The organism is Streptomyces sp. NPDC058683, from assembly GCF_042716195.1.
In the GTDB taxonomy this organism is placed as follows: domain Bacteria; phylum Actinomycetota; class Actinomycetes; order Streptomycetales; family Streptomycetaceae; genus Streptomyces.
Window position 1 is genome coordinate 1588 of sequence record NZ_JBHXSK010000017.1, and the last position, 24119, is coordinate 25706.

At 71.2% G+C, this 24119-nt stretch carries 24 protein-coding genes and 2 pseudogenes; 17 read left to right on the forward strand and 9 right to left on the reverse strand.

Annotated features, from left to right (window positions below):
• Window positions 1-181: 181 nt before the first annotated feature.
• From ACFWXC_RS19880 to ACFWXC_RS19895, 4 genes are read left to right on the forward strand one after another with little or no spacing between them, the layout of a single operon-like run.
• A complete protein-coding gene (locus ACFWXC_RS19880) occupies window positions 182-1159 on the forward strand; it encodes an ABC transporter ATP-binding protein (protein ID WP_384480382.1) in 978 nt (325 codons plus the stop codon).
• Window positions 1156-1896 carry an ABC transporter permease gene (locus ACFWXC_RS19885; protein WP_384480384.1) on the forward strand — a complete coding sequence of 247 codons (741 nt, stop codon included), beginning with the start codon at window positions 1156-1158 and terminating at the stop codon, window positions 1894-1896. The genes ACFWXC_RS19880 and ACFWXC_RS19885 overlap by 4 nt, the downstream gene beginning before the upstream one ends.
• Window positions 1897-1901: 5 nt before the next feature.
• Complete coding sequence (locus ACFWXC_RS19890; RefSeq protein ID WP_384480659.1) at window positions 1902-3101, forward strand: sensor histidine kinase; 1200 nt, start codon at window positions 1902-1904, stop codon at window positions 3099-3101.
• Window positions 3098-3712 (forward strand): response regulator transcription factor, encoded by a 615-nt coding sequence (locus ACFWXC_RS19895; RefSeq protein WP_217553866.1) that lies wholly within the window; start codon window positions 3098-3100, stop codon window positions 3710-3712. The genes ACFWXC_RS19890 and ACFWXC_RS19895 overlap by 4 nt, the downstream gene beginning before the upstream one ends.
• A 41-nt stretch (window positions 3713-3753) precedes the next feature.
• Here the strand turns inward: ACFWXC_RS19895 and ACFWXC_RS19900 are convergent, their stop codons facing one another.
• Complete coding sequence (locus ACFWXC_RS19900; protein WP_384480386.1) at window positions 3754-4641, reverse strand: transglutaminase-like domain-containing protein; 888 nt, start codon at window positions 4639-4641, stop codon at window positions 3754-3756.
• A gap of 44 nt (window positions 4642-4685) precedes the next feature.
• Window positions 4686-5690 carry a GNAT family N-acetyltransferase gene (locus ACFWXC_RS19905; protein WP_384480388.1) on the reverse strand — a complete coding sequence of 335 codons (1005 nt, stop codon included), beginning with the start codon at window positions 5688-5690 and terminating at the stop codon, window positions 4686-4688.
• Window positions 5691-5830: 140 nt separating this feature from the next.
• Here ACFWXC_RS19905 and fdxA point away from each other — a divergent pair, with 140 nt between their 5' ends.
• Both fdxA and ACFWXC_RS19915 read left to right on the forward strand, forming a co-directional pair.
• The gene (gene fdxA / locus ACFWXC_RS19910) at window positions 5831-6151 is read left to right on the forward strand and encodes a ferredoxin (protein ID WP_007495984.1); all 321 of its coding nucleotides are present in this window, start codon (window positions 5831-5833) and stop codon (window positions 6149-6151) included.
• 155 nt (window positions 6152-6306) lie between these two features.
• The gene (locus tag ACFWXC_RS19915; protein ID WP_384480661.1) at window positions 6307-7401 is read left to right on the forward strand and encodes a bifunctional succinyldiaminopimelate transaminase/glutamate-prephenate aminotransferase; all 1095 of its coding nucleotides are present in this window, start codon (window positions 6307-6309) and stop codon (window positions 7399-7401) included.
• 180 nt (window positions 7402-7581) lie between these two features.
• Here ACFWXC_RS19915 and ACFWXC_RS19920 read toward each other — a convergent pair whose 3' ends face one another.
• Together ACFWXC_RS19920 and ACFWXC_RS19925 are read right to left on the reverse strand one after the other, a co-directional pair.
• A complete protein-coding gene (locus ACFWXC_RS19920; protein WP_384480389.1) occupies window positions 7582-8016 on the reverse strand; it encodes an ATP-binding protein in 435 nt (144 codons plus the stop codon).
• Between the two features lie 281 nt (window positions 8017-8297).
• The gene (locus ACFWXC_RS19925; protein ID WP_384480391.1) at window positions 8298-9299 is read right to left on the reverse strand and encodes a heavy metal transporter; all 1002 of its coding nucleotides are present in this window, start codon (window positions 9297-9299) and stop codon (window positions 8298-8300) included.
• 93 nt (window positions 9300-9392) lie between these two features.
• Here ACFWXC_RS19925 and dapE point away from each other — a divergent pair, with 93 nt between their 5' ends.
• Both dapE and ACFWXC_RS19935 read left to right on the forward strand, forming a co-directional pair.
• Window positions 9393-10472, forward strand: coding sequence for a succinyl-diaminopimelate desuccinylase (gene dapE, locus ACFWXC_RS19930; RefSeq protein WP_384480393.1), 1080 nt, complete (start codon window positions 9393-9395; stop codon window positions 10470-10472).
• A gap of 112 nt (window positions 10473-10584) precedes the next feature.
• On the forward strand, window positions 10585-11343 hold the full coding sequence (locus ACFWXC_RS19935; protein ID WP_384480394.1) for a TIGR00730 family Rossman fold protein: 759 nt from the start codon (window positions 10585-10587) through the stop codon (window positions 11341-11343).
• Between the two features lie 107 nt (window positions 11344-11450).
• On the opposite strand, the pseudogene ACFWXC_RS19940 reads toward ACFWXC_RS19935, so the two are convergent.
• Window positions 11451-11675, reverse strand: a pseudogene (locus ACFWXC_RS19940) (dihydropteroate synthase); the annotation flags it as partial.
• 1 nt (window position 11676) lies between these two features.
• On the opposite strand from ACFWXC_RS19940, the pseudogene ACFWXC_RS19945 reads away from it, so the two are divergent.
• A pseudogene (locus ACFWXC_RS19945) lies at window positions 11677-11826 on the forward strand (TIGR00730 family Rossman fold protein); the annotation flags it as partial.
• Between the two features lie 107 nt (window positions 11827-11933).
• Here ACFWXC_RS19945 and folP read toward each other — a convergent pair.
• Entirely contained in the window at window positions 11934-12794 is an 861-nt protein-coding gene (gene folP, locus ACFWXC_RS19950) for a dihydropteroate synthase (protein WP_384480396.1), read from the reverse strand.
• A 165-nt stretch (window positions 12795-12959) separates the two neighbouring features.
• Between folP and ACFWXC_RS19955 the strand changes: the two genes are divergently transcribed.
• Both ACFWXC_RS19955 and ACFWXC_RS19960 read left to right on the forward strand, forming a co-directional pair.
• Window positions 12960-13310: a DivIVA domain-containing protein gene (locus ACFWXC_RS19955; protein ID WP_384480398.1), complete on the forward strand. Its 351-nt coding sequence runs from the start codon at window positions 12960-12962 to the stop codon at window positions 13308-13310.
• Window positions 13307-13894: a DNA-3-methyladenine glycosylase I gene (locus ACFWXC_RS19960; protein WP_384480400.1), complete on the forward strand. Its 588-nt coding sequence runs from the start codon at window positions 13307-13309 to the stop codon at window positions 13892-13894. The genes ACFWXC_RS19955 and ACFWXC_RS19960 overlap by 4 nt, the downstream gene beginning before the upstream one ends.
• A gap of 69 nt (window positions 13895-13963) precedes the next feature.
• Here the strand turns inward: ACFWXC_RS19960 and ACFWXC_RS19965 are convergent, their stop codons facing one another.
• Window positions 13964-14767 (reverse strand): enoyl-CoA hydratase/isomerase family protein, encoded by an 804-nt coding sequence (locus ACFWXC_RS19965; RefSeq protein ID WP_384480402.1) that lies wholly within the window; start codon window positions 14765-14767, stop codon window positions 13964-13966.
• 380 nt (window positions 14768-15147) lie between these two features.
• Between ACFWXC_RS19965 and ACFWXC_RS19970 the strand changes: the two genes are divergently transcribed.
• Window positions 15148-15315, forward strand: a complete 168-nt coding sequence (locus ACFWXC_RS19970) for a DUF3117 domain-containing protein (protein ID WP_004950282.1) — start codon at window positions 15148-15150, stop codon at window positions 15313-15315.
• Window positions 15316-15436: 121 nt separating this feature from the next.
• On the opposite strand, the gene ACFWXC_RS19975 is transcribed toward ACFWXC_RS19970, so the two are convergent.
• Window positions 15437-16135 carry an O-methyltransferase gene (locus tag ACFWXC_RS19975; protein WP_351745689.1) on the reverse strand — a complete coding sequence of 233 codons (699 nt, stop codon included), beginning with the start codon at window positions 16133-16135 and terminating at the stop codon, window positions 15437-15439.
• Window positions 16136-16298: 163 nt separating this feature from the next.
• Here ACFWXC_RS19975 and sigE point away from each other — a divergent pair, with 163 nt between their 5' ends.
• The 5 genes from sigE to ACFWXC_RS20000 all read left to right on the forward strand — a co-directional run bounded on the left by sigE (window position 16299) and on the right by ACFWXC_RS20000 (window position 21327).
• Window positions 16299-17087: an RNA polymerase sigma factor SigE gene (gene sigE, locus ACFWXC_RS19980; protein ID WP_351704701.1), complete on the forward strand. Its 789-nt coding sequence runs from the start codon at window positions 16299-16301 to the stop codon at window positions 17085-17087.
• A complete protein-coding gene (locus ACFWXC_RS19985; RefSeq protein WP_384480405.1) occupies window positions 17084-18043 on the forward strand; it encodes an anti-sigma factor family protein in 960 nt (319 codons plus the stop codon). The genes sigE and ACFWXC_RS19985 overlap by 4 nt, the downstream gene beginning before the upstream one ends.
• Before the next feature lie 148 nt (window positions 18044-18191).
• The gene (locus ACFWXC_RS19990) at window positions 18192-19766 is read left to right on the forward strand and encodes a trypsin-like peptidase domain-containing protein (RefSeq protein ID WP_384480407.1); all 1575 of its coding nucleotides are present in this window, start codon (window positions 18192-18194) and stop codon (window positions 19764-19766) included.
• Window positions 19767-19967: 201 nt separating this feature from the next.
• Window positions 19968-20429 (forward strand): sec-independent translocase, encoded by a 462-nt coding sequence (locus tag ACFWXC_RS19995; protein ID WP_384480409.1) that lies wholly within the window; start codon window positions 19968-19970, stop codon window positions 20427-20429.
• 226 nt (window positions 20430-20655) lie between these two features.
• Window positions 20656-21327 (forward strand): hypothetical protein, encoded by a 672-nt coding sequence (locus ACFWXC_RS20000; RefSeq protein WP_384480411.1) that lies wholly within the window; start codon window positions 20656-20658, stop codon window positions 21325-21327.
• 83 nt (window positions 21328-21410) lie between these two features.
• Here ACFWXC_RS20000 and ACFWXC_RS20005 read toward each other — a convergent pair whose 3' ends face one another.
• The gene (locus tag ACFWXC_RS20005; RefSeq protein WP_384480413.1) at window positions 21411-24011 is read right to left on the reverse strand and encodes a DUF6185 family protein; all 2601 of its coding nucleotides are present in this window, start codon (window positions 24009-24011) and stop codon (window positions 21411-21413) included.
• Window positions 24012-24119: the final 108 nt, after the last annotated feature.

The following is a 24119-nucleotide window of genomic DNA, read 5'->3' on the forward strand; positions in this document are numbered from 1 at the left end:
GGGGCGGGGCGGGGGCTAATCCACACCACCCCGTGCTGCCCCCCTGTTGGTGGGGGGGCCGCCCGGTGCGTCCGGGCCCCCCCCCTCTCGCGTGTCACGCCGTGCGGATGACATCTGTCATACGGCACTCCGGACGGTCGGCACTGACCCCGGCCATGCCCTCGCCGTCAGCATGGACGGCATGACAACGACAGCGGCGACGACGACCACCGGTGCCCCGGTGGTGGTCGGGTTCGACCAGGTGAGCAAGACCTACGGGAAGGCGCGGGCCGTCGACGGGCTCTCGCTGCGGCTGCACCCGGGGGAGACCGTGGCCCTGCTCGGGCCCAACGGCGCGGGCAAGTCGACCACGCTCGATCTGCTGCTCGGCCTCAAGCAGGCCGACACCGGCTCGGTGAGCGTCTTCGGCATGACCCCGCGCGAGGCCATCGTCGCCGGCCGGGTGGGCGCGATGCTGCAGAGCGGCGGTCTGATGGACGAGGTCACCGTGCGCGAGCTGGTCAAGCTCGCCTGCGATCTGCACCCGAAGCCCTACAAGGTCAGCGACGTCCTCGCCCGCGCGGGCATCTCGGGGATCGCCGACCGCAAGGTCAACAAGCTCTCCGGCGGCCAGTCCCAGCGCGTCCGCTTCGCGCTCGCGACCGCCGGCGACAGCGACCTGGTCGTCCTGGACGAGCCGACCACCGGCATGGACGTCTCCGCCCGCCAGGCCTTCTGGGCCACCATGCGGGAACAGGCCGACCAGGGGCGGACGGTCCTGTTCGCCACGCACTACCTCGAAGAGGCCGACGCCATCGCCGACCGGGTGCTGGTGCTGCACCGCGGGCGGCTGCTCGCCGACGGAACGGCAGCCGAGATCAAGGCGAAGGCGGGAGCGCGCCGGATCTCCTTCGACCTGGAGGGCGAGATCGACGAGGAGCCGCTGCGGGCGCTGCCCTTCCTCACCGCCGTCACTGTGTCAAAAAGCGGCTCCTCCGCGGGGAGCGGCCAGACCGTCCGCATGCAGTCGTCCGACGCCGACGCCACCGTCCACGCCCTCTACGGCCTGGGTGTCTACCCTCGCAACCTCGAAGTCGCCGGGCTCGGCCTGGAGCAGGCGTTCGTCGCCATCACGGAGGCCCAGGAGGCCCAGGAGGCCCAGGAGGTCACGCAGTCATGAACGCCCTGATCAAGCTGGAGCTCGCCCGGGCCCTGCGCAACCGCAAGTTCCTGTTCTTCTCGGTGATCTACCCGTCGATCATCTTCCTGCTGGTCGCCAGTCAGGGCGACACCAGCCAGACCGTCGACGGCTCGGGGCTCTCCCTGGCGGCCTACGTGATGGTCTCCATGGCCTCCTTCGGCGCCCTCACCGCCGTTCTGATGGGCAACAGCGAGCGCATCGCCCGGGAGCGCGAGAGCGGCTGGGTACGGCAGCTGCGGCTGACCACCCTGCCCGGGCGCGGCTACGTCCTCGCCAAGACCGCCAGCGCCGCCGTGGTGAGCCTGCCCTCCATCGTGGTCGTCTTCGTGATCGCCGCCACGGTGAAGGACGTACGCCTCGACGCCTGGAAGTGGCTCGCCCTCACCGGCGCCATCTGGGCCGGCAGCCTGGTCTTCGCCGCGCTCGGCGTCGCCATCGGCTACCTCGCCTCCGGGGACGCGGTCCGCCCGATCACGATGATCACCTACTTCGGTCTGTCGATCCTCGGCGGACTGTGGTGGCCGTCCTCCTCCTTCCCGACCTGGCTCCAGGACATCGCGAAGTGGCTGCCCACGCACGCGTACGCTGCACTGGGGCGGGCCATCGAGCAGAGCCAGGCCCCGAAGGCCCAGGACATCGCCATCCTCGTCGTCTTCTTCGCCCTCTTCGCCGGCGGCGCGGCCTGGCTGTACCGGAAGGACACGCTGAAGGCGTGAGCACGATGACGGAAGACCTGCGGTCCGAGGACGAAGCCCGGGCGGACCGGCTGGTGCGCATCGGCCAGCCGCCCCGCAGCCGGCGCGAGGCGATGCGCAAGATGGTGTGGGTCCTGCCGTGGCTGGTCTTCCTCGCCTCCCCGGCGGACGACCTGGCCTCCGGCCACCACACCACCGGGGTCACGGTGGCCGGCTGGGTGGGCCTGACGGCCTTCGTCGGGATCTACCTGTCCATCGTCTTCCGCTCCATGGGCCGGCCCTTTCGCGGCTGGATCGTCACCGCCGCGATCGTCGTGGAGGGGACGCTCGCGGTCACCCTGGCCTTCACCCTCGGTGGCTCCTGGTTCGGTCTGTTCGTGTACGTCTCCGTGATGTGCGGAGTGACCTTCCCGCTGCGGGTCGCCTACTGGACGATCCCGCTGACCACCGCCGCCATGATGCTGGCGGGCTGGTACGTCCACGACATGGACGAGGCCTGGGGCCTGTTCCTGGTGGTGTCGCTGGTCGGCTTCTCCATGACAGGTGTACGGCAACTCGTCGCCACCACCATCGAGTTGCGCAGGGCCCGCGCCACCGTCGCCCAACTGGCCGCCAACGAGGAGCGGTTGCGCCTCGCCCGCGACCTGCACGACCTGCTCGGCCACTCGCTCTCCCTCATCACGCTGAAGAGCGAGCTGGCCGGCCGGATGCTCCCCGACCACCCCGACAAGGCGGCCCAGCAGGTCTCCGACATCGAACAGGTCAGCCGGCAGGCCCTGGTGGACGTCCGCGAGGCGGTCACCGGCTACCGGCGGCCCCGGCTCGCCGACGAACTGGCCGGCGCCCAGGTCGCCCTGACCGCCGCCGCGGTCACCGCCGAGGTCCCGGCCGACCCCGACCTCGCCGGAGTGCCCGAGGACGGCGAGGCGGCGCTCGCGTGGGCGCTGCGCGAGGCGATCACCAACGTCGTCCGGCACAGCGGCGCGAGGGCCTGCACGGTGGAGCTGCTGCGCCGCCAGACCTTGGACGGCCCGGTCCTCGAACTCGCCGTCGAGGACAACGGCTCGGGCGGCTCCGGCAAGGGCCCCGGCAACGGCCTCACCGGTCTTACCGAGCGGCTGGAGAAGGCCGGCGGCACGCTGGAGGCGGGGCGCCTGAAGCACGGATTCCGGCTGGTCGCCCGGGTCCCGCTCGGCGCCGGCGGGGCCGTAGGATCCCGGGCATGAGCAGCACGATCAAGGTCCTCCTCGCCGAGGACCAGTCGATGGTCCGCGAGGCGCTGGCCGCCCTGCTGGGCCTGGAGGACGACATCGAGGTCGTGGCCCAGGTCGCCCGCGGCGACGAGGTGTTGCCGACGGCCCGGCAGCACGACATCGACGTCGCCCTGCTCGACATCGAGATGCCGGGCTGCACGGGCATCGAGGCGGCGGCCCAGCTGCACAAGGCGCTGCCCGCCGTGAAGCTGGTCGTCCTCACCACCTTCGGACGGCCCGGCTATCTGCGCAGCGCGATGGAGGCGGGCGCCGACGCGTTCCTGGTCAAGGACGCCCCCGCCGCCCAACTCGCCGAGGCCGTCCGCAAGGTCCTGGCCGGCGAGCGCGTCATCGACCCCACCCTGGCCGCGGCGGCCCTGGCGGAGGGCGCCAACCCCCTGACCGACCGCGAACGGGAGGTCCTGCGCGCGGCGGCCGACGGCTCCACGAACGCGGAACTGGCGGCGGCCCTGCACCTTTCGCAGGGGACGGTACGGAACTACCTCTCCACGGCCATCCAGAAGCTGGCGGTACGCAACCGGGCGGAAGCGGTCCGCATCGCGAGGGAGAAGGGCTGGCTGTAGCGGACCGGGGGCGCTCGCGACGGAGAGACCTCCGGCGCCGCTCAGTTCAGCCGGGCCCGCGCCGCCCGTGCCTCGCCCCGGACCTTCTCCGCCGCTCCCTCGTCCACCACGTCGATCAACTCGGCGTACTCCTCCAACTCCTCCGCGCCGTCGACGAAGTCGCCCCGCTCCACCAGCAGCCGTGCCCGGTCGTACCGCAGGCGGGCCGGGTGCGCGGGCATCTGCAGCGACAGGTCCACGGCCCACAGGCCCACCTCCGACCGCTCCGGCCGGGCCGCCGCCCACGCCCGAACGTTGTTGAGGATCCGCCGTACGACGTCCAGCGGATCCGCCGGCTCCAGCATCGCCGGCTCCAGCGGCACCCCCGCCGCCCCCACCACCAGCGTCTGCGCGTCCGCCCCGCTCAGCACCCGCCCCCCGTCGAACGGATCGGCCAGCACCTGCTCCTCCGCCGGCCCGAACCCCACCACGAAGTGCCCCGGCAGCGCGACCCCGTACACCGGCGCCCCCGCCCGCCGCGTCACCTCCAGCCACACCACGGACAGCAGGATCGGCAGCCCGCGCCGCCGGCGCAGCACCTCGTGCAGCAGGGAGGACCCCAGCCGGCGGTAGTCCGCGGCGACGCCGTGGAAGCCGAACCGTTCGCCCAGCACCCGGTGCGCCGCCGTGGCCCAGGCGAGCGGCCCGCCCGGACGGTACGGCAGCTGCCCGGCCAGCCGGTCCAGCTCCATCTGCGCCGCGTCGATCCCGGCCTCGTCCAGCGAGCCGTCGGCCGCCGCGCCCAGCAGCAGACACAGCGTCGTCAGATCGGGCCGCTCGGACCGCGCTTCCGCGGCGAACCGCTCCCGCACCTCGGCGGCCCGCTCCGGCGACGGCGGACGCAGCTGCGGACGTGGACCGGGATCGGGATCTGGATACGGGGGATGCATAGCTGTTTGGTGCCCTTCCGGAACGATCCGTACCGCGGCGGGCCTCAGCGGCCGTCCGCCCCCGGCGCCCTGTAGTGGTGGTACGCGTGGTGCGCCTCGAACCCCAGCCCGGTGTACATCGCCCGCGCCCCGGTGTTCTCCGCCTCCACCTGGAGCCAGGCCGCCGACGCGCCCTCCTCCAGCGCCCGCCGGGCGAGCGCGGCCATGACCTCGGTGGCCAGCCCCCGGCGCCGGAACGCCGGATCCACCTCGACGGCGGCGAACCCGGCCCACCGGCCGTCCACCACCAACCGCCCGATGGCCGCCGGGGCACCCTCGCCGGGAACGGTCGCGAACCACACGGACGGCCCTGCGCCCAGCACCCGCAAGGCGACCTCGCTGACCCCCTTGCGCTGGTAGCGCGCCAGCCAGGCCTCGTCGGCCGACCGGGAGAGCACCACACCGGCGCCCTCCGCCCGGTCCGCCACCGGCGCCAGTGCCCCGATCCACAGCTCGGCGCTCACCTCACGCACCCAGCCCCGCCGCTCCAGCTCCGCGCAGAGCAGCTCCTGCGTGCCCTCGGCGCCGGTCGCGGTCTGCACGTACGCGGGCAGCCCGCGGTCGCCGTACCACCGCCGTACGGCATCCAGGGCCGCGTCGAGCGGCAGCCCCGGGTCGCCGAGCGGCAGGACGCTGTTGGCCCGCCGGGTGAACGCTCCGGCGGCCCGCAGCTCCCACTCGCCCAGCCGCTCGCTCTCCACCGGCTGCCAGCCGCGCGAGGCGACACGCGCGAGTTCCCGATATGTCGCCGCCGGTCCCCGGCGACGCGCCGGAGCGGCCGGCACGATCTTGGCCGCCGCCAGCGTGGACTCCGGTATCCGGACGATCTCCCCGTCCCGCCGTGTGATCGTCAGCATGCCGTCGTCGTTCCATGATGTGAGAACACCCACCGTGTCGGTGAACTTCGCCTCGGTGACGTCATTTCCGGTCAAACGGCGCACAGAGACCCGTTTACCCACGTCAGCAGCGGTGATACGGACCTCGAAGCGTCCTGCGGCCGAGATTTCCACTGGTCAGTTCACCCCTCCTGTTCGGATCATGCCCAAGAACGGAGATACTAGAGGCGGGCATCGACGACGCCGCGCTCCCGCGCGCCAGGCGGCGGAGCCTACGGAGGCCCGCCAGCGCCCAATCGAGGAGGAACGACAGCGTGACCTACGTCATCGCGCAGCCTTGTGTCGACGTGAAGGACAAGGCGTGCATCGAGGAGTGCCCGGTCGACTGCATCTACGAGGGCCAGCGGTCCTTGTACATCCACCCGGACGAATGCGTTGACTGTGGCGCCTGTGAGCCGGTCTGCCCGGTCGAGGCGATCTTCTACGAGGACGACACTCCGGAGGAGTGGAAGGACTACTACAAGGCCAATGTCGAGTTCTTCGACGAGCTCGGCTCTCCCGGTGGCGCCAGCAAGCTGGGCCTGATCGAGCGCGACCACCCCTTCGTCGCCGCGCTGCCCCCGCAGGCCGAGTAACCCGTACCGGCGGCCCGCCGCACCACCGTGCCGCCTCGGTCCCGTACGGCCTGATCGCACCCGATCGGCGCCTGCGGGACCGAGGCGTTTGCCGTGCCGGACGCGCCGGTCGTACCGGCAGCACCGGTCGTACCGAAGAAAGTGAGCCAGTGACCGTGTCCGCAGTCTCCGACCGTCTGCCCACCTTCCCCTGGGACAAGCTGGAGCCGTACAAAAAGACGGCAGCGGCGCACCCGGACGGCATCGTCGACCTCTCGGTCGGCACCCCGGTGGACCCGGTCCCCGACCTGATCCAGAAGGCCCTGATCGACGCGGCCGACTCGCCCGGCTACCCCACGGTCTGGGGCACCCCGGCGCTGCGCGACGCGATCACCGGCTGGGTCGAGCGCCGCCTGGGCGCCCGCGACGTCACCCACCGCCACGTCCTGCCGATCGTCGGCTCCAAGGAACTCGTCGCCTGGCTCCCCACCCAGCTGGGCCTCGGCCCCGGCGACAAGGTCGCCTACCCGCGCCTCGCGTACCCCACCTACGAGGTCGGCGCCCGGCTGGCCCGCGCGGCGTACGAGGTCTACGACGACCCGCGCGACCTGGACCCGGCGAACCTGAAGCTCCTCTGGCTGAACTCCCCGTCCAACCCCACGGGCAGGGTCCTCCCGAAGCAGGAGCTGACGGAGATCCTCGCCTGGGCCCGCGCCCACGGCGTCCTGGTCTTCTCCGACGAGTGCTACCTCGAACTGGGCTGGGAGGCCGACCCGGTCTCGGTCCTGCACCCGGACGTGAACGGCGGCTCGTACGACGGCATCGTGGCCGTGCACTCCCTCTCCAAGCGGTCCAACCTGGCGGGCTACCGCGCGGCCTTCCTGGCCGGCGACCCGGCGGTGCTCGGCCCCCTCCTGGAGATCCGCAAGCACGGCGGCATGATGACGTCGGCACCGACGCAGGCGGCGGTCGTGGCGGCCCTCTCCGACGACACCCACGTCCAGGAACAGCGCGAGCGCTACGCGTCCCGCCGTGGCCTCCTCCGCGAAGCGCTGGTGGCCCACGGCTTCCGCATCGAGCACAGCGAGGCGAGCCTCTACCTGTGGGCGACGCGGGACGAGTCCTGCTGGCAGACGGTGTCCCACCTGGCCGACCGCGGCATCCTGGTGGCACCGGGCGACTTCTACGGCGAGGCGGGCGAGAACTTCGTCCGCGTGGCCCTGACGGCGACGGACGAACGCGTACGGGCGGCCGTGGAGCGGCTCGCCTAGAACAAGCCTGTGTCGGAGCGCCCCGTCAGGGGCGCGGGGCTGTGCCCACGTGCGGCTCCGCCGCGCGGGCGCGAACAACCCCCACCGGCCCGCACACGACACACAACGAAAAGGGACCCAGGGCGGCAAACCCCGGGTCCCTTCTGAAATCACCGGCCTGCGATCACCGGCGTAACGGCGTCAGCCCCCGATGGGGAGGCCCTTGACCGGCAGCCCACCCTTGGCGAGCCCGTCCGTCGGCAGCCCGCCCTTTGTCGCCGTGGCCGCCGTCTCACCCAGCAGCCCACCGGCGGAGCCGGCCGCGTCACCCGCGGCGTGCTGCACCACCGGCGCCGCCACCTTGACGGCCTTGCCGCCGGTCTTGCCCGCGGCCGGCAGCGCCGACTCGACCGCCTTGCCACCGGTGCGGCCGACGGCCCCGGTGACGTTCTGCGCCGCGGCGTCGGCGGTGTTGCCGACGCTCGCTCCGTCCAGGGCGGTCATACCACCCAGGTTCGGGGTGGCCGGCAGACTCGGGGCCGCGCTGGCGGAGCCGGCCGCACCGACCCCGGCAGCCGCTCCCGCTGCGACGAGCAGCGCGGCACGGGCGATCCGGCGGGTCAGAGGGAGGGACATGATGCTCCATTCGACGGGAGGGAACGTGATCGCCGTGACTACCGCTCGAAGCCCGCGAAGGTTGCGGAGGGCAAAGGTAAAGAGTTGATAACGCATCGCATTATCGGGTGTGGATAAAAATGGGCAAAGAGTGCCTGCGTCGAGACCTCACCGAGACCTGCAGAATCCTTACGGCCTCGTGTTCCCAAGGGATTTCACGCATGCGCGAGTGACCGTGCGAAAACCTGCGCACACCCTGCGCCCGATCCGCCCGGGCCGACCCGCAGGAGTGAAAGACCGAACTACTGCCCGGTCACGATCCGCACCGACCCCGCGGACTTCTCCGCCCCGCCCGTGCTCTGCGAACCGGCCGCCGCCTGCCACTGGCTGTCCGTGCTCCCGGCGGACCACTCCCGGCCGGCGTACGACACCCGCTGGATGTGCAGCGCCGAGGAGTTGGCGACCGCCCAGTGCGCCAGCTGCCAGCCGCGCTCGCGCTCGGTGCGTCCGGACTTGTCGGTCTTCCCGCCCTCCGGCACCGGCACCGTCACGGTCCGCCCGTGTGCCGTGGCGGTCACGCTCGGCGTCGGTGTCGGCGAACTCGCGGACGAGCCGTTCACCTCCGCGCCGGCCTCCTCGACCGCGTCCCGCCCGAAGTCCCGTACCAGCGCGGTCCGTACCGCGTCCGGGCCCGTCGCCGCCGCCTCGGTGGTGACCGCCGGGCGCCCGTCGCAGGTCAGCGTGGCCGCCGCCTGCCCGGTCAGGGCCGCCGCGAGCAGCGAGGCGTCCGTCTCGTGCTTGGCGTACGCCTCCGGGTAGCCGCTGCGCTGCACGCGCTGCGCGGCCACCGTCAGCGGCAGGGTCTCGTAGTCGCGCACCTTGGCCAGGTGGGCGTAGAACATGCCCGCCGCGTAGGCCGGGTCCAGGATCTGCTTCTCGGTGCCCCAGCCCTGCGAGGGCCGCTGCTGGAACAGGCCGAGCGAATCCCGGTCGCCGTGCTCGATGTTGAGCAGCCCCGACTCCTGGAGCGAGGTCGCCAGGGCGATGGCCACCGCCCGCTCGGGCATTCCGCGCCCGGTGCCGACGGCGGCGATCGTCGCCGCGTTCACCGCCTGCTCGGGCGTGAAATCGTACGACTCGCTGTCACTGCGGCCCGAGACGACCTTGCAGCCCTCGGCGCCACCGCCGCCGGTGACGTACTGGACGACCAGATAGGCCGCGACGGCGCACAGAATGAACAAACCCGACACGAAACGCAGGACGCGGCGGCGGCGCTTGGGGCGGGTGGGGGACGGCTCTGGCACGCGTACAACATACTGGAGAGTACGAGGCGCGCACCGTCGGGTCCGGAAGCCTGTGAACCCGCCCGTCCGGTGGCGCGCGTTAGGGTCGGAGCCATGGCCGACACCTCGCTTGACCTCACGCTGGACGCGGCCGCGCTGACCGCGCGACTCGTCGACTTCCCCTCGGAGAGCGGCACCGAGAAGCCGCTCGCGGACGCGATCGAGGCCGCGCTGCGCGCCCTGCCGCACCTGACGGTCGACCGCCACGGCAACAACGTGATCGCCCGCACGAACCTCGGCCGCCCCGAGCGCGTGATCCTGGCCGGCCACATCGACACCGTCCCGATCGCGGACAACGTGCCGTCCCGGCTGGACGAGGACGGCGTGCTGTGGGGCTGCGGCACCTGTGACATGAAGTCCGGCGTGGCGGTCCAGCTGCGCATCGCGGCCACCGTCCCCGCCCCGAACCGCGACCTGACCTTCGTCTTCTACGACAACGAGGAGGTCGCCGCCCATCTCAACGGCCTCCGGCACGTCGCCGAGGCGCACCCGGAGTGGCTGGCGGGCGACTTCGCGGTCCTCCTCGAACCGTCCGACGGCGAGGTCGAGGGCGGCTGCCAGGGCACCCTGCGCGTCCTCCTGAGGACCACGGGCGAGCGGGCCCACTCCGCGCGCTCCTGGATGGGCTCCAACGCGATCCACGCGGCCGCCCCGATCCTCGCCCGGCTCGCCGCCTACGAACCGCGCTACCCGGTCATCGACGGCCTGGAGTACCGCGAGGGCCTCAACGCGGTCGGCGTCTCGGGCGGGGTGGCGGGCAATGTCATCCCCGACGAGTGCGTGGTCTCCGTCAACTTCCGGTACGCCCCGGACCGTTCCGAGGAGGAGGCGATCGCGCACGTCCGCGAGGTCTTCGCCGACTGCGGGGTCGAGGAGTTCGTGGTCGACGACCACAGCCCCGGTGCGCTGCCGGGCCTCTCCCACCCGGCCGCGGCCGCCTTCATCGAGGCGGTCGGCGGTACCCCGATGCCCAAGTACGGCTGGACCGACGTCTCCCGTTTCTCGGCGCTCGGCGTCCCGGCGGTCAACTACGGCCCCGGCAACCCGCACTTGGCGCACAAGCGGGACGAACGGGTCGAAACCGGGAAGATCCTGGCGGGCGAGGAGCGGCTGCGCGCCTGGCTGACCCGCTGACCCGCTGAGCCGCCCGGCGCCGCTTCGCACCGGACATGCCGACGTCCCGCGCCCGTAACCCGGGTGGATCTACGCTGGGGCGGATACACCTGCAAGCGGAGGGAGCGCACATATGCCTACCGGGAACCCCGAGGGGAAGAAGGTGCCGCCGGACGAGCAGCGCCTGGGACCGGTCCTCCGACGGCGCGGTCAGGTGACCGCGAGCACGACGGACCAGCGTCTGCTGGACGCGGGCGGCCCCTCCGACTGGGTCCACACGGACCCCTGGCGGGTGCTGCGCATCCAGTCGGAGTTCATCGAGGGCTTCGGCACGCTCGCCGAACTCCCGGCCGCGATCAGCGTGTTCGGCTCGGCGCGGACACCGGTGGACTCGCCGGAGTACGACGCGGGAGTGCAGCTGGGCCGGGGCCTGGTCGAGGCCGGCTGGGCGGTCATCACGGGCGGCGGCCCGGGTGCGATGGAGGCGGCCAACAAGGGCGCCCTGGAGGCCGGCGGTGTCTCGGTCGGCCTCGGCATCGAGCTGCCCTTCGAGCAGGGCCTCAACCCGTACGTCGACATCGGCCTGAACTTCCGCTACTTCTTCGTGCGGAAGATGATGTTCGTCAAGTACGCGCAGGGCTTCGTGGTGCTGCCCGGCGGGCTCGGCACCCTCGACGAACTCTTCGAGGCGCTCACCCTCGTCCAGACGCAGAAGGTCACCCGCTTCCCGATCGTGCTGTTCGGCAGCGCGTACTGGGGCGGCCTGGTCGACTGGCTCAAGAACACCCTGATCGCCCAGGGCAAGGCGAGTGCGAAGGACCTGCTCCTGTTCCACGTCACGGACGACGTGGGGGAGGCGGTGGCTCTGGTGTCGAAGGAAGCGGGCCGCTAGGACCGGTCGTTTCCCGCCTGCCCCGGTTCGTCCCACCTCTCGACTCACCGAGTCGGGTGGTGGGCGGGCGGGGCTTTCGGGGGTCCGGGGGCGGAGCACCCGGGAAGCTACGCCAGCCCGCGCCGGGCGACCGCCGGGGGCCGGTGGCCGGCGATCGACGCCACCATGTCGAGGACCTGCCGCGTCTCGGCGACTTCGTGCACCCGGTACACCTGCGCCCCCAGCCACGCCGACACCGCCGTGGTCGCCAACGTGCCGATCAACCGTTCCTTCAGCGGCCGGTCCAGCGTCTCGCCCACGAAGTCCTTGTTGGACAGCGAGACCAGCACCGGAGGCAGCGCGTACTGGGGCGGCCTGGTCGACTGGCTCAAGAACACCCTGATCGCCCAGGGCAAGGCGAGTGCGAAGGACCTGCTCCTGTTCCACGTCACGGACGACGTGGGGGAGGCGGTGGCTCTGGTGTCGAAGGAAGCGGGCCGCTAGGACCGGTCGTTTCCCGCCTGCCCCGGTTCGTCCCACCTCTCGACTCACCGAGTCGGGTGGTGGGCGGGCGGGGCTTTCGGGGGTCCGGGGACGGAGCACCCGGGAAGCTACGCCAGCCCGCGCCGGGCGACCGCCGGGGGCCGGTGGCCGGCGATCGACGCCACCATGTCCAGGACCTGCCGCGTCTCGGCGACTTCGTGCACCCGGTACACCTGCGCCCCCAGCCACGCCGACACCGCCGTGGTCGCCAACGTGCCGATCAACCGTTCCTTCAGCGGCCGGTCCAGCGTCTCGCCCACGAAGTCCTTGTTGGACAGCGAGACCAGCACCGGCCATCCCGTCTCGACCATCTCGCCCAGCCGCCGGGTCGCCTCCAGGCTGTGCCGGGTGTTCTTCCCGAAGTCGTGCCCGGGATCGATCATCACCGACTCCCGGGGCACCCCCAGCGCCACGGCCCGCTCGGCCAGCCCCAGGGTCACCCGCAGAATGTCGGCCACCACGTCGTCGTACGTCACCCGGTGCGGCCGTGTCCGCGGCTCCGCCTCACCCGCGTGCGTGCACACCAGCCCCACCCGGTACCGCGCCGCGACCTCCGCCAGCCCCGGATCGACCCCGCCCCACGCGTCGTTCAGCAGATCCGCGCCGGCCTCGCAGACGGCCTCCGCGACCGAGGCCCGCCAGGTGTCCACGCTGATCACGACCTCCGGGAACCGCCGGCGCACGTCCGCGACGAACCCGACGATCCGCCGCGCCTCCTCCTCGGCCGTGACCTCCTCGCCCGGCCCGGCCTTCACCCCGCCGATGTCGACGATCGCGGCCCCCTCGGCGATCGCCTGCTCCACGCGCGCGAGGGCGGGTTCGTCGTGGAAGGTCGCCCCCTGGTCGTAGAAGGAGTCCGGTGTCCGGTTCACGATGGCCATGATCACCGGTTCGTGCGGTGCGAATTCCCGCTTGCCCAGCCTGAGCATCGCCTGTGACCTCTCGTAGTAAGTCCCTCGGGACGACCGCCTGCGCCCCGGACTGTCAGACTCGCATGGCACGATCGGACACAGACACATTCGACACCGAGCACACTAAGCGCACTCGGCACCACGAGTACGCACCGAGCTTCATCGAGCCTGGGGGCCACCGCGATGGTTATGTTCCTGTTCCTGGTCGTCGCGCTCGCGGTCGTGGTCGCCGCGGTCACGCTCTCCGTGGTGAGCGGCGGCGAGAGCGGCCCGCTGCCCGAGGTGGCGCCCGAGCGCTTCCAGGACCCGCTGCCCCCGGACCGCCCGGTGAACCGCGCGGACGTGGAGAGCCTCCGTTTCCCGCTCGCCCCGCGTGGCTACCGCATGGCGGACGTGGACGACGCGCTCAGCCGCCTCGGCGCCGAGCTCGCGGAGCGTGACGCCCGGATCTCCGACCTGGAGTCCACGCTGGCCGGCGCCCAGGCCGCCCCGCACACCTCGCTGGCCAAGCCCGAGCCGGAGGACCGGCCGTGACCGAGGGTGCGGCCGTGGCCGGGCCGGACGGGGGACTGCGCTGCCCCTGGGCCCTGTCCACCGAGGACTACGTGGCGTACCACGACGAGGAGTGGGGCCGCCCGGTCCACGGCGACGACGCCCTCTACGAACGCCTCAGCCTGGAGGCCTTCCAGTCGGGCCTCTCCTGGATCACGATCCTCCGCCGCCGCCCCGGCTTCCGGGCCGCCTTCGCCGGCTTCCGTATCGAGAAGGTCGCCACCTTCACGGACGAGGACCGGGAGCGGCTGCTGGCGGATCCGGGCATCATCCGCAACCGGTTGAAGGTCGACGCGACGATGGCCAACGCGAAGGTCCTGGCTCAGTGGGCACCGGGCGAGCTGGACGAGCTGATCTGGTCGTTCGCCCCGGAGCCGGATGCCTGGCCCGCACCGAAGACCGTCGCCGACGTCGCGGCGGTCACCCCGGAGTCGACGGCCCTGTCCAAGGCCCTGAAGAAGCGGGGCCTGCGCTTCATCGGTCCGACGACGGCGTACGCCCTCATGCAGGCGTGCGGTCTGGTGAACGACCACTTGGAAACCTGCGCAGCCCGAAACGCCGGTTAGGGGCGCGGGGAACTGCGCGACCAGCCCCCACACACCCGCAGTCCGCGACGGTGCTCTCCGCCCCCTCTCTTACCGCCCCAAGTACTTCGGCTTCTCCTTGTTCACGAACGCCTGCACGGCGATCCCGTGGTCCTCGGAGGCCCCGGCCCGGGCCTGCAGCTCGTCCTCCTTGTCCAGCGTCTCGTCGAGGGAGTGCGTGAGCCCGTAGGCGACGGCCTCCTTCAGCGCCGCGTACGCCACGGTCGGGCCCTCGGCCAGCTTCCGCGCGATCTTCTCGCCCTCGGCGCGCAGCTCGGCCGAGGCAACCACCTTGTTCACGATGCCCAGCTCATACGCGTCCTGCGCGCTGATGCTCCGGGGAAAGAGCAGCAGGTCGGCCGCCCTGCCCGGCCCCACGACCCGCGGCAGCGTCCACGACACCCCGGAATCCGCGGTCAGCGCGACCCCCGCGAACGACGTGTTGAAGGCGGCCGTGTCGGCGGCCACGCGGTAGTCCGCGGCCAGCGCGAAGCCGAAGCCGGCACCGGCGGCGACGCCGTTCACCGCGGCCACCACCGGCTTCGGCGCCCCGGCCAGCGCCCGCACGATCGGGTTGTAGTGCTCCCGGACCGTCGTCATCGTGTGCCCCGCGCCCGTCTCCCGGTCGGACGCGAGCAGCGTGATGTGTTCCTTGAGGTCCTGGCCCACGCAGAACGCCCGGTCTCCGGCGGCGGTCAGCAGGATCGCCCGGACGGCCGTGTCGGCCGCCGCTTCCTGCGCGACCTCCCGAAGCGCGACCTTCGTCGCGATGTTCAGCGCGTTCATCGCCTCGGGGCGGTTCAGCGTGATCGTCGCGAGTCCGTCGTTCACCTCGTAGAGCACGGTGTCGGTCATGGTGCGTCCCCTCCGTCGATCTCCGTCGTCGCGGCCGACGTACCGCTCAGTACGTCGATGTCCGAAGGACAGCATGGCGGAGATCGCCGTCCGGGGACCGGACCCGTCGTGTGACCTGCGTCAAAGAAATCCGAAGCCGACTCGGCCGGCGTAAGGACGCGGGGCGGCGCAGTATCGCAGTCACATCGCCGAATTGAGTGGTTTTGCTCGCGCGCGTTGCCCAAGCGATGCCGACTGATGTTGGTCATCGGGTCCTGAGATGCGGGATAATGGCCTGGAAGCAATGTGTTCGATGCCGGTGCCGCGTGTCCCGCCAGGATCGCGCGTGCCCTCGTGGGCCGTCGGCAGACGATGAGCTGTTTTCAGGAAGGGGAACCAGCATGGCGGCCATGAAGCCGCGGACGGGTGATGGCCCGCTCGAGGTGACCAAGGAGGGGCGGGGCATCGTCATGCGCGTTCCGCTCGAAGGCGGCGGTCGGCTCGTCGTCGAGCTGACCCCTGACGAGGCCGCGGCGCTCGCCGACGCCCTCAAGAACGTCGTCGTCTGAGGCGTCAGCGACCACACCCTTTCGGCCGCCCCGGCATCGTAAGCGGTGCCGGGGCGCTGCCGTACCTCCGGCTCCTTCGCCGCCGCGCTCCCGCCGGGGCTCCACCGGGATCCCGGCGAAGTCAGCGCTTGACGGCGCAGAGCAGTCCGTCGCCCACCGGCAGCAGGGACGGCACCAGCTCCGGGCTCTCCCGGACCGTGCGCAGCAGCTCGCGCAGCCGCAGCACCTCGGTCGGCTGCGGCCCGGAGTCGACCGTACGGCCGTTGGCGAAGACGCCCTCGAAGACCACCAGGCCGCCCGGGCGCAGCAGGCGCAACGATTCAGCGAGATAGTCGGAGTACTCCTGCCGGTCACCGTCGCAGAAGACCAGGTCGTAGCCGGCGTCCGCGAGACGGGGGAGGACGTCGAGGGCGCGGCCGGGGATGAAGCGGGCCCGGTTGCTGGCGAAGCCGCAGGCGCGGAAGGCCTGCCGGGCGAACTGCTGGTGCTCCGGCTCGGGGTCGACGGTCGTCAGGACTCCGTCCGCGCGCATGCCGTGCAGCAGATGCATCCCGGAGACCCCGCACCCGGTACCGATCTCGGCGACCGCCTTGGCGTCCACGGAGGCGGCGAGCAGACGCAGCGCGGCACCCGTGCCGGGCGACACCGAGCGCAGGCCTGCGTCGCGGGCCCGGTCACGGGCCCACCGCAGCGCTTCGTCCTCGGCGACAAAGGCGTCGGCGAACGCCCAGCTCGTCTGCCGGTTGCCGGTAATGACCCTCTCCTGTCCCCGTGGTTGCCTGGGCGTGACTGTATCCGTTGGTGCCGGGAACCCGCAGATGGGACCAGGCGTTTAGAGGGGTGGAAGACGAGGCGGGGGGACACGAATGGATCACGATGACGGGACGGCGGTCCAGCAGCCGCTGATGCGGCTGGACGAGCCGTATCAGCAGAGATCAAATTCTTGTAAAACCGCTTATCCGGTGCTAACGGGCGAGGTGGCTATGGTAGGGGCTCCACTGGACACCACCAGAGCCGACAGGGGAGGTGCGGCCGCGCCTGGGGATCGGGGAGGAGCGCTACGGCGCTTCCTCGGATCGGCGGGCAGGCCGAAATCCGTGAACGACACCGCTGCTGACCCCAGCCACGCCGACGCGCTCGCCATGGGCGAGGACCGGACCGCGACCTTCTCCACCGACGCGGACGGGCAGGCATGGACTCCGCCCACGTGGGAGGAGATCGTCAGTACGCACAGCGGCCGCGTCTACCGCCTGGCCTACCGCCTCACCGGCAACCAGCACGACGCCGAGGACCTCACCCAGGAGGTCTTCGTCCGCGTCTTCCGCTCTCTGTCGACCTACTCGCCGGGCACCTTCGAGGGCTGGCTGCACCGCATCACGACCAACCTGTTCCTCGACATGGTCCGCCGCAAGCAGCGCATCCGCTTCGACGCCCTCGGCGACGACGCGGCCGAGCGCCTGCCCAGCCGCGAGCCCACCCCGTCCCAGGCCTTCAACGACGCGCACTTCGACGCCGACGTCCAGCAGGCCCTGGACACCCTGGCGCCCGAGTTCCGCGCCGCCGTCGTCCTGTGCGACATCGAGGGGCTGTCGTACGAGGAGATCGCCGCGACCCTCGGCGTCAAGCTCGGCACGGTCCGCTCCCGTATCCACCGCGGCCGCTCCCAGCTGCGCAAGGCCCTCGCGCACCGCTCCCCGGAAGCCCGCAAGTCGGAGCGCCGCTCCTTTGTGCCCCGTGTTCCCGCACTGGGAGGAGGGGGCGCGTCCGCGTGAGTGGTTCCCGACCGAAACCGGCCGAGCGACAGCTCGCCGAGCAGCACCTGGGAGACCGACTCTCCGCCCTGGTGGACGGAGAGCTCGGTCATGAGTCGCGTGAGCGCGTCCTGGCCCACCTGGCGACCTGCGCCAGGTGCAAGGCGGAGGCCGACGCCCAGCGCGCGCTGAAGAACGTCTTCGCGGAGGCCGCCCCGCCCCCGCCCTCCGAGAGTTTCCTGGCCCGTCTCCAGGGGCTGCCCGGGGGCGGCGACACGGACGGTTCGCCGTTCGGCGGCGGAGGCCCCTCGGGACGCCGGTCCGACAGCGGGGTATTCGGCGTGAGCCAGGAGGACCGCTTCGAGTTCGGCTATGTCCCGGCCCACCCGCACGACTCGGCCGTGGCCGCCGGCCGCGGTTTCCGGATCCACCCCGTCGGCCGTCCGGACGCCGACCGCTCCGCCTCGCGCGGCATGCGGTTCGCGTTCGTCGCCGCCGGCGCGGTGTCGCTGGCCGCCGTCGCCCTCGGCGGGGTCACCGCGGGACTGCCCGGCTCCCCGGCCGCCGACGCCCGCAGCGGCACCGGCGGCGGCAGCGTCGCCCCCGCAGGTACGACGGGCACGGGCACCGCGAACGCCGCCGACGCGCAGCGCCGCCGCTCGCTCTCTCCGCTGCTGTCCTCCGGCACCCTGCTCGGCAGCGCCACGACCGCGGCTCCCACCTCGGTCTCCGCGCCGCTGCTGCCCGGGGTCCCCTCCCCGGCCCCCGGAGAGCAGGCGCTGCGGGAACTGACCGCACCCGTACTGGCCGGCGCGGCCGCCGTCTCCCCGCTGATACGACCGCTGACCGCCAACCCGCCGTTCGCCCTCACCTCGTGGACCAATACGCCCGAGGCGACCGGCGCCGCACTGCTCGCCGCACCCGTCCCCGACACGACCTCCGCTCCCTCCCCCTCCTCCTCGCGCGCTCCCCGCTGACCACCTGCTGAACGACCCCTGCGCGGTGACCCGCGAACCTGGTTGAATCCTGTGAGCAGACTATGCCCGCGGCGGCTGCCCCGGGCACGGATTCGACCTTCCGCGGACCGCCGCCGGGCGAGGGCCGCGGTTCGCCCGCGAGGAGACCATGGACGAGGGGATACCGACGTCACCGGAGACACCCGGCGATGCGGTGCCCGCTGCGGGGAAGCGGGCCGAGGAGGTGACTCCGGCCGCGCCGAGCGGGGCTAGCGGGGCGCCCGGTGAGGAGCCTGAGAAGGCCCAGAGCACTCGGGAGGCCTCCGCGGCCGATGCCGGGGGTGACTTCGCGCTGGAGCCGCCCGCCCCGGCCGCCGCCCGCCCCCAAGAGCCCCAGCAGCCCCGGCACGCCCCCGACCCCTACAGCACCCCGCCCTACGGCCGCCCGGGCCCGTGGGCCCCCGCACCGCCCGTCCAGCACCCGGCGTCGGGCGCCGCCCGGCAGGACCCGCCGGGCGGCGCCCCGTGGACCGCCCCGCAGGACCTGTCGGGCCAGGACCCGTGGGCCGCCCGCGCGCCCCTCCAGCAGGCCGGTGCGGCCGTGTCGGCGACGGACGTGACGGAGGTGACGCCACGGCGGCGGACGCGGACCCGGCGGACGGTCGTCGTGGGCGCGCTGCTGCTCGCGGTGGTGTCCGGTGCGGCCGGCGGACTGGTCGGGGCCTATCTGGAGCGCACCGGCGGCCTGGAGGCCGTACAACTGCCCCAGCCCGGCCCACCGCCACCCGGCCGCCCGCCGGGCAGTGCCGCCGCCATCGCCGCGCGGGCGCTGCCCAGCGTCGTCACCCTGCATGTCACCGGCGCCGGCGAACAGGCCACCGGCACCGGCTTCGTGCTCGACACCCGCGGGCACATCCTCACCAACAACCACGTCGTCGCGCCCGCGGTCTCGGGCGGCCGGATATCCGTGACGTTCAGCAGCGGAGCGACCGCCGACGCGACCGTGGTGGGCCGGGACAGCGGTTACGACCTCGCCGTCGTCCAGGTGCGCGGGGTCCGTGGCCTCACGCCCCTGCCGCTCGGTGACTCCGACGACGTCCGCGTGGGCGACCCGGTCGTCGCCATCGGCGCCCCGTTCGACCTGCCGGGCACCGTCACCGCCGGGATCATCAGCGCCAAGGAACGGCCCGTCACCTCGGGCGGCGACGGCAGCGACGTGTCGTACGTCGACGCCCTGCAGACCGACGCCCCGATCAACCCCGGGAACTCCGGTGGCCCCCTCCTCGACTTCCACGCCCGGGCCGTCGGGGTCAACTCCGCGATCCGCGCCGCCGACAGCACGGGCGGCCTCGACGGCAGGCCGGCGGGCTCGGTCGGGCTCGGCTTCGCCATCCCCATCAACCAGGCCAGACGGGTCGCCGAGGAACTGATCGACACCGGCCGGGCGACCCACCCGGTCATCGGGATCACCCTCGACATGCACTACACGGGCGACGGCGCCCGCATCGACGACCAGGCCGCCGACGGCGGACCCGCGGTCACCGCGGGCGGCCCCGGCGCCCGGGCCGGACTACGCGCGGGCGACATCGTCACCGGGGTCGACGGGCAGTCCGTCCACTCCGGTGAGGAGTTGATCGTGCGCACCCGTGCGCACCGCCCCGGCGACCGGTTGAGCCTCACCGTGGAGCGCGCCGGCGCCGAGAAACGCCTCGCGCTGGTCCTTGGTTCCTCGGACAGGAACTGACAGAAACGTCACAGGCGGGACTTCACTTGTGCCCCGACTAGGCAAACAACCCGGAAAACCGGTCGTACACACGGAGCCGGACACCTCGGGACGGTACCGGTCGGACAGGTCCGCCGGGTACCGTGGACCCGGCCCGGACCACGGAACACCCGCAACAGCGACCGGAGGGCCGAGGACCGCGGACATCGCAAGGAGCTTCAGGTGTTCAATGACATAGGACCACTCGAGCTGGTGACGATCATTGTGCTCGCCGTGCTCGTGTTCGGTCCGGACAAGCTCCCGAAGGTCATTCAGGACGTGATGCGGACCATCCGCAAGATCCGGGAGTTCTCGGAGAGCGCCAAGGCGGACATCCGCGAGGAACTCGGCCCGGAGTTCAAGGACTTCGAGTTCGAGGACCTCAACCCCAAGAACTTCGTCCGCAAGCACCTGGACAGCGACGAGCTGGGGCTGAAGGAGATCCGCAACGGCTTCGACCTGAAGAAGGAGATGGCCGAGGTCACCGACGCGGTGCACAGCCGCGAGACCGACTCCTCCCCTTCCGCGGGTTCCACGGGTGCCGCGGGTGCTGCAGGTTCAACGGGTAGCCGGATCGACATGACCAAGAAGCCGGAGGACCCCGGCAAGGACGACCGTCCGCCGTTCGACGCGGACGCCACCTGAGCAGTACCGGACACCCTTGCGTGAGCGGCGCACGTGACGCGTTTCATACCGCGTGTGTGCCGCTCACGGCTTGATCCAGCCGCCCGCGCGACCCACGCGCCGGGCGGTTTCGCTGCTGGTCCCAGCGGTGTGGATATGCTGCCGAGTTGTTGTGCGGACCGGACGAGTGCGCCCGAAGGGGGGCGGGCCGCCCCGGACCGACTGGAGCTAGGAGGCGTCCGGGCAGATGGAGACGACAAGTCGGGTGGGCGAACATACGCCGGTCGCGGAGAACGGACAGCAGGTCCCCTCCGCCCGTCGCACGATCGACGGCTACCTTGAGGCGCCCTTCCCCTGGTACGGCCTCGACGAGGCGTTCACAGGGCCGCGCTGGCTGATGCAGGTGGGTACGGCGGCCGACGGTGCGGTGGAGCACGGGTCGATCGGGCACGGGGACGAGCCGTCGGTGCGCAACGAGCATCTGGCCGCGTCCGTCGGTGAGCCGAGAGAGAAGTTCGCGGTGGTCGTGACCGTCGCGGCGAACCCGTCCCGCAGGAGCGCCGACGGGACGGGGCTGCTGGAGGCCACGTCGGTGTCGTCGGCCGCGTGGCTGGCCGGGGTCGGGCTGCTGTCCTTCACCTGGCCGGGGCAGATGGACCACAGCCTGCGGGACGACTGGCTGGACCAGCAGACCGAGACGGCGTGGGAGCTGGCCGACGAGCTGAGCGGGCCGGAGTGGTCCACGCTGTCGCTGCCGGTGGACGGGGTGGCCACGCCGTTCCACTACCGGGAGTCGGAGTTCGGGTGGGTGCTCGCCGGGTCCACGGGGGAGGGCGTGCATGTGGGGGCGTACGGGCGGGGGATGAGCGCGTATGGGCTGGGGTTCGCGGTGATCAAGGACATCTCGACGTACGCCTGACGGTGGTCGGCCCGCCCTGCGCGCCGATGACGTGGGGCGGGAGCGGAGTGGCGGGGCGGTGCCGCAGAGCTCGGTGAAGCCCTTCAGGGGAGCTTGATGACTCCCCCCACGATTCCTACGATCGCCACGAGCTGGGCGAGGAGGTAGGCGAACTGTCCGGAGAGGCCGCGTAGCCGGTGGATCGACACCAGCAAGGCGAAACGACTGGGCCAGTACTGCCGTTCGTCCCTCAATGTCGATGTGTCCATCCAGAGGCCGGTGAGCGTAAGGATGGAGAGCATGACAATGGAATACAAGAGCAGCATCGTGGGGTTCGAGTCGTTGAACTTGGTGAACAGACCGGCCAGTGCGGCCGGTGTCGCGTAGGCGAAAGTAAGGCCCCACGCCCGCAGGGCGCTCTGGCGGCCGGGTAGCAGACGCCAGAGCGCACCGAGGACGAAGCCGGCGCCGACCCAGGCCGCCTGAAAGGTGATGAATCCCGCGAAGAGGTTCGGAACCGCGGTGGGCTCAAACTTGAGTTGCTGTCCGTTGTACAGATCGTTCGACTCGAGATAGACCAGGGTGATACTGGCCGGAACCCCGAAGCAGAACGCCAGGCGTGCGGCCCGTAGTGCATTGGGCCACCAGTGGGTTTCCGGCCCCCAGGCCAGAGCGACGTCGAGAATGGAAATCTGGCTCGGTGGACTCTTCTTGAAGCATCGCCCAACCAGCCAGCGGCGCAGCCCGCGAAGCTGCTCCTCCAATTCCTCGCAGGTAACGCCACTGGCGCGCCCCTGGTCCGCAAGTTTCAGCTGATGGTTGAGGTTGCGATACTCATGGGCTTTTTCCATCAATTCGTTCCGCCTATTGGCTCCCGGTCTGTGCATGCGGAAGAGATATCCCGTCCTGCTCAGCACCGACCAATGTCGCCCAGCGGCAAGGACGGCGAAGAGGCAGAGGATGTTCAGTGCGAACCAGATGCCGTACTGTGCGTTGTTACTGGCGAATCTGGCACCCCTCATCCCGGCGGTCAGGGAAAACAGTGTGGCGACCAGCAGGAGATCGGGTTTGTCCGGCCCCAAGGGGATGTAGTCCATTGTGTGGCTGACCTGAGCCCGTTGTGCGGTGAAGTGAAGTTTCAGCAGGGCGAGGAGTGCAATACCCGCCAGGAACCAGCTGTAGGCGAAGATCCAGGTGAGTTCGGTGAAGGCGAAATTCGCCAGAGTGCGGCCGAGGTAATTTCCGCGCCCTGAGGAGCCTTGCTGATCTATCAGCCAGGCGTACCGTTTCCATTGGTTTCCGGCCGCCCACAGGAGACTCCAGAGCAGGCCGCCGGCGACCAGCGCCAGCAGGACTGAGACGACCGCGACGCAGAGAACCGGGTCTCTGTCCCACTTGCGGGTCCAGACGGCGGGGACCAGTCCACCTTCGCATGCGAAGCGCCAGGCCCAGGCGACCATGGCGGCCAGCCACAGCCACACCGTCGTCAGGCCCATGAGGATGTAGCCGACCTTGCCGGGAAGGTCCGGCGCTTTCGGCGCTTCGATGACCAGGCCCTCCGGCAGGTTGAAGAGCCCGTGGCCGAGAATCACCAGCGTGCCCGTCGCCGCCGCGACCGAAGCGAACCCCATGACCGCCCATGCCTGGCGGCGCCGGTTGCTTCTGGAGCCGCCGGACCTCTGGACCCTGGATGATGCACCGCCGTGCCAAGGGCGGGCGACAAGGGTCAGGGTCAGACCGGCGGCGATGCAGACGAGCATGTGGTGTTGCAGCAGGTGGCCGGGTGCCTGCTCACGCTCACGGATGAACAGCAGCAGTGTCAGGGCCACGGCCCCGCTGAGCAGGGCCCACCACAGAACCGGTTGTACGAGGCCCTGCCCTCCTCCGAAGTCGCGGCCTCGTCGGCTCGATCCCGGCGTCCCGGGCGCGCGAGACGCATATGGACGTCGGGCACGGTGCGCGGCCAGTGCGAGCACGCCGGAGGCGAGAACCCACCAGATGGCAATACCTGCTGGTTCCAAGATCGAGTGATCCCAGCTCAGTGCGAGGTGCCGTGGCCACGGCAGATCCAGTTCGATGCAGACATTCTCGGGGCAGCCCTTGGGCGGTTGACTCGGCCACACCACCTTGGCCTTGCTGGCAAGTGAGGTTCGGCCATAGTGTTTGAATTGGAGTCCGCCCAACTCGGCCTCGACGCTCCAGTGGGCTGCCTGCAGCGACGACGGGTGGAGGTCGACCTTCCATTTCTCGCCCTTTTTGCTAGGCTTTTTGATATCCCAGGGGCCGAGCCGATAATCCGCGTAGTCCCTGATCCAGGTGACCGAATCGTACTTGACGCGGACCATGTCCCCGATGGCGGTGACAACGGGATTGCCGTCTCGCCATTCATTGGCGGGGCGAGAATTATTTGGTCCGCGCAGCAGGCAGCGTATCGCCTTCTGGTACTCGGGGGATTCCTCACTGAACGTCAGATGGTTCGCCATGCTCCACCGCACAGGCACCTCGACCGTCATGTCCGAAGAGGCCTCTACGAAAGCTTTGCCGTGCTGGTGGAAGCGGATCGCAGCGTCCACCGTGCTGGCCTTGAGTCGATCCTCCTGGCAGTCGACGTGATGGATCTGCAGCGCCTCCGCAGTGCCGCACCCCCACCACATCACAGCCAGAACCGCCAGCGACAGAAGTCGCCACCACCGGACACCGGTCATTGTGCCGACACCTCCTCACCGAAGAATTTAGTGAAGGTGCCCGAAGTGACATGCGCAGACACACGGAGTAGAATTTTTGTCCACTCCTTCGCCCCAACTCCTTCGCCG

Excerpts from the sequence above, each read along its gene's own strand:
- ACFWXC_RS19880 (WP_384480382.1), top strand. The coding sequence starts at position 182 with ATGACAACGACAGCGGCGACGACGACCACCGGTGCCCCGGTGGTGGTC.
- ACFWXC_RS19885 (WP_384480384.1), top strand. The coding sequence starts at position 1,156 with ATGAACGCCCTGATCAAGCTGGAGCTCGCCCGGGCCCTGCGCAACCGC.
- ACFWXC_RS19890 (WP_384480659.1), top strand. The coding sequence starts at position 1,902 with ATGACGGAAGACCTGCGGTCCGAGGACGAAGCCCGGGCGGACCGGCTG.
- ACFWXC_RS19895 (WP_217553866.1), top strand. The coding sequence starts at position 3,098 with ATGAGCAGCACGATCAAGGTCCTCCTCGCCGAGGACCAGTCGATGGTC.
- ACFWXC_RS19900 (WP_384480386.1), bottom strand. The coding sequence starts at position 4,641 with ATGCATCCCCCGTATCCAGATCCCGATCCCGGTCCACGTCCGCAGCTG.
- ACFWXC_RS19920 (WP_384480389.1), bottom strand. The coding sequence starts at position 8,016 with ATGTCCCTCCCTCTGACCCGCCGGATCGCCCGTGCCGCGCTGCTCGTC.
- dapE (WP_384480393.1), top strand. The coding sequence starts at position 9,393 with ATGGCCGACACCTCGCTTGACCTCACGCTGGACGCGGCCGCGCTGACC.
- ACFWXC_RS19935 (WP_384480394.1), top strand. The coding sequence starts at position 10,585 with ATGCCTACCGGGAACCCCGAGGGGAAGAAGGTGCCGCCGGACGAGCAG.
- folP (WP_384480396.1), bottom strand. The coding sequence starts at position 12,794 with ATGCTCAGGCTGGGCAAGCGGGAATTCGCACCGCACGAACCGGTGATC.
- ACFWXC_RS19955 (WP_384480398.1), top strand. The coding sequence starts at position 12,960 with ATGGTTATGTTCCTGTTCCTGGTCGTCGCGCTCGCGGTCGTGGTCGCC.
- ACFWXC_RS19965 (WP_384480402.1), bottom strand. The coding sequence starts at position 14,767 with ATGACCGACACCGTGCTCTACGAGGTGAACGACGGACTCGCGACGATC.
- ACFWXC_RS19970 (WP_004950282.1), top strand. The coding sequence starts at position 15,148 with ATGGCGGCCATGAAGCCGCGGACGGGTGATGGCCCGCTCGAGGTGACC.
- sigE (WP_351704701.1), top strand. The coding sequence starts at position 16,299 with ATGGTAGGGGCTCCACTGGACACCACCAGAGCCGACAGGGGAGGTGCG.
- ACFWXC_RS19990 (WP_384480407.1), top strand. The coding sequence starts at position 18,192 with ATGGACGAGGGGATACCGACGTCACCGGAGACACCCGGCGATGCGGTG.
- ACFWXC_RS20000 (WP_384480411.1), top strand. The coding sequence starts at position 20,656 with ATGGAGACGACAAGTCGGGTGGGCGAACATACGCCGGTCGCGGAGAAC.
- ACFWXC_RS20005 (WP_384480413.1), bottom strand. The coding sequence starts at position 24,011 with ATGACCGGTGTCCGGTGGTGGCGACTTCTGTCGCTGGCGGTTCTGGCT.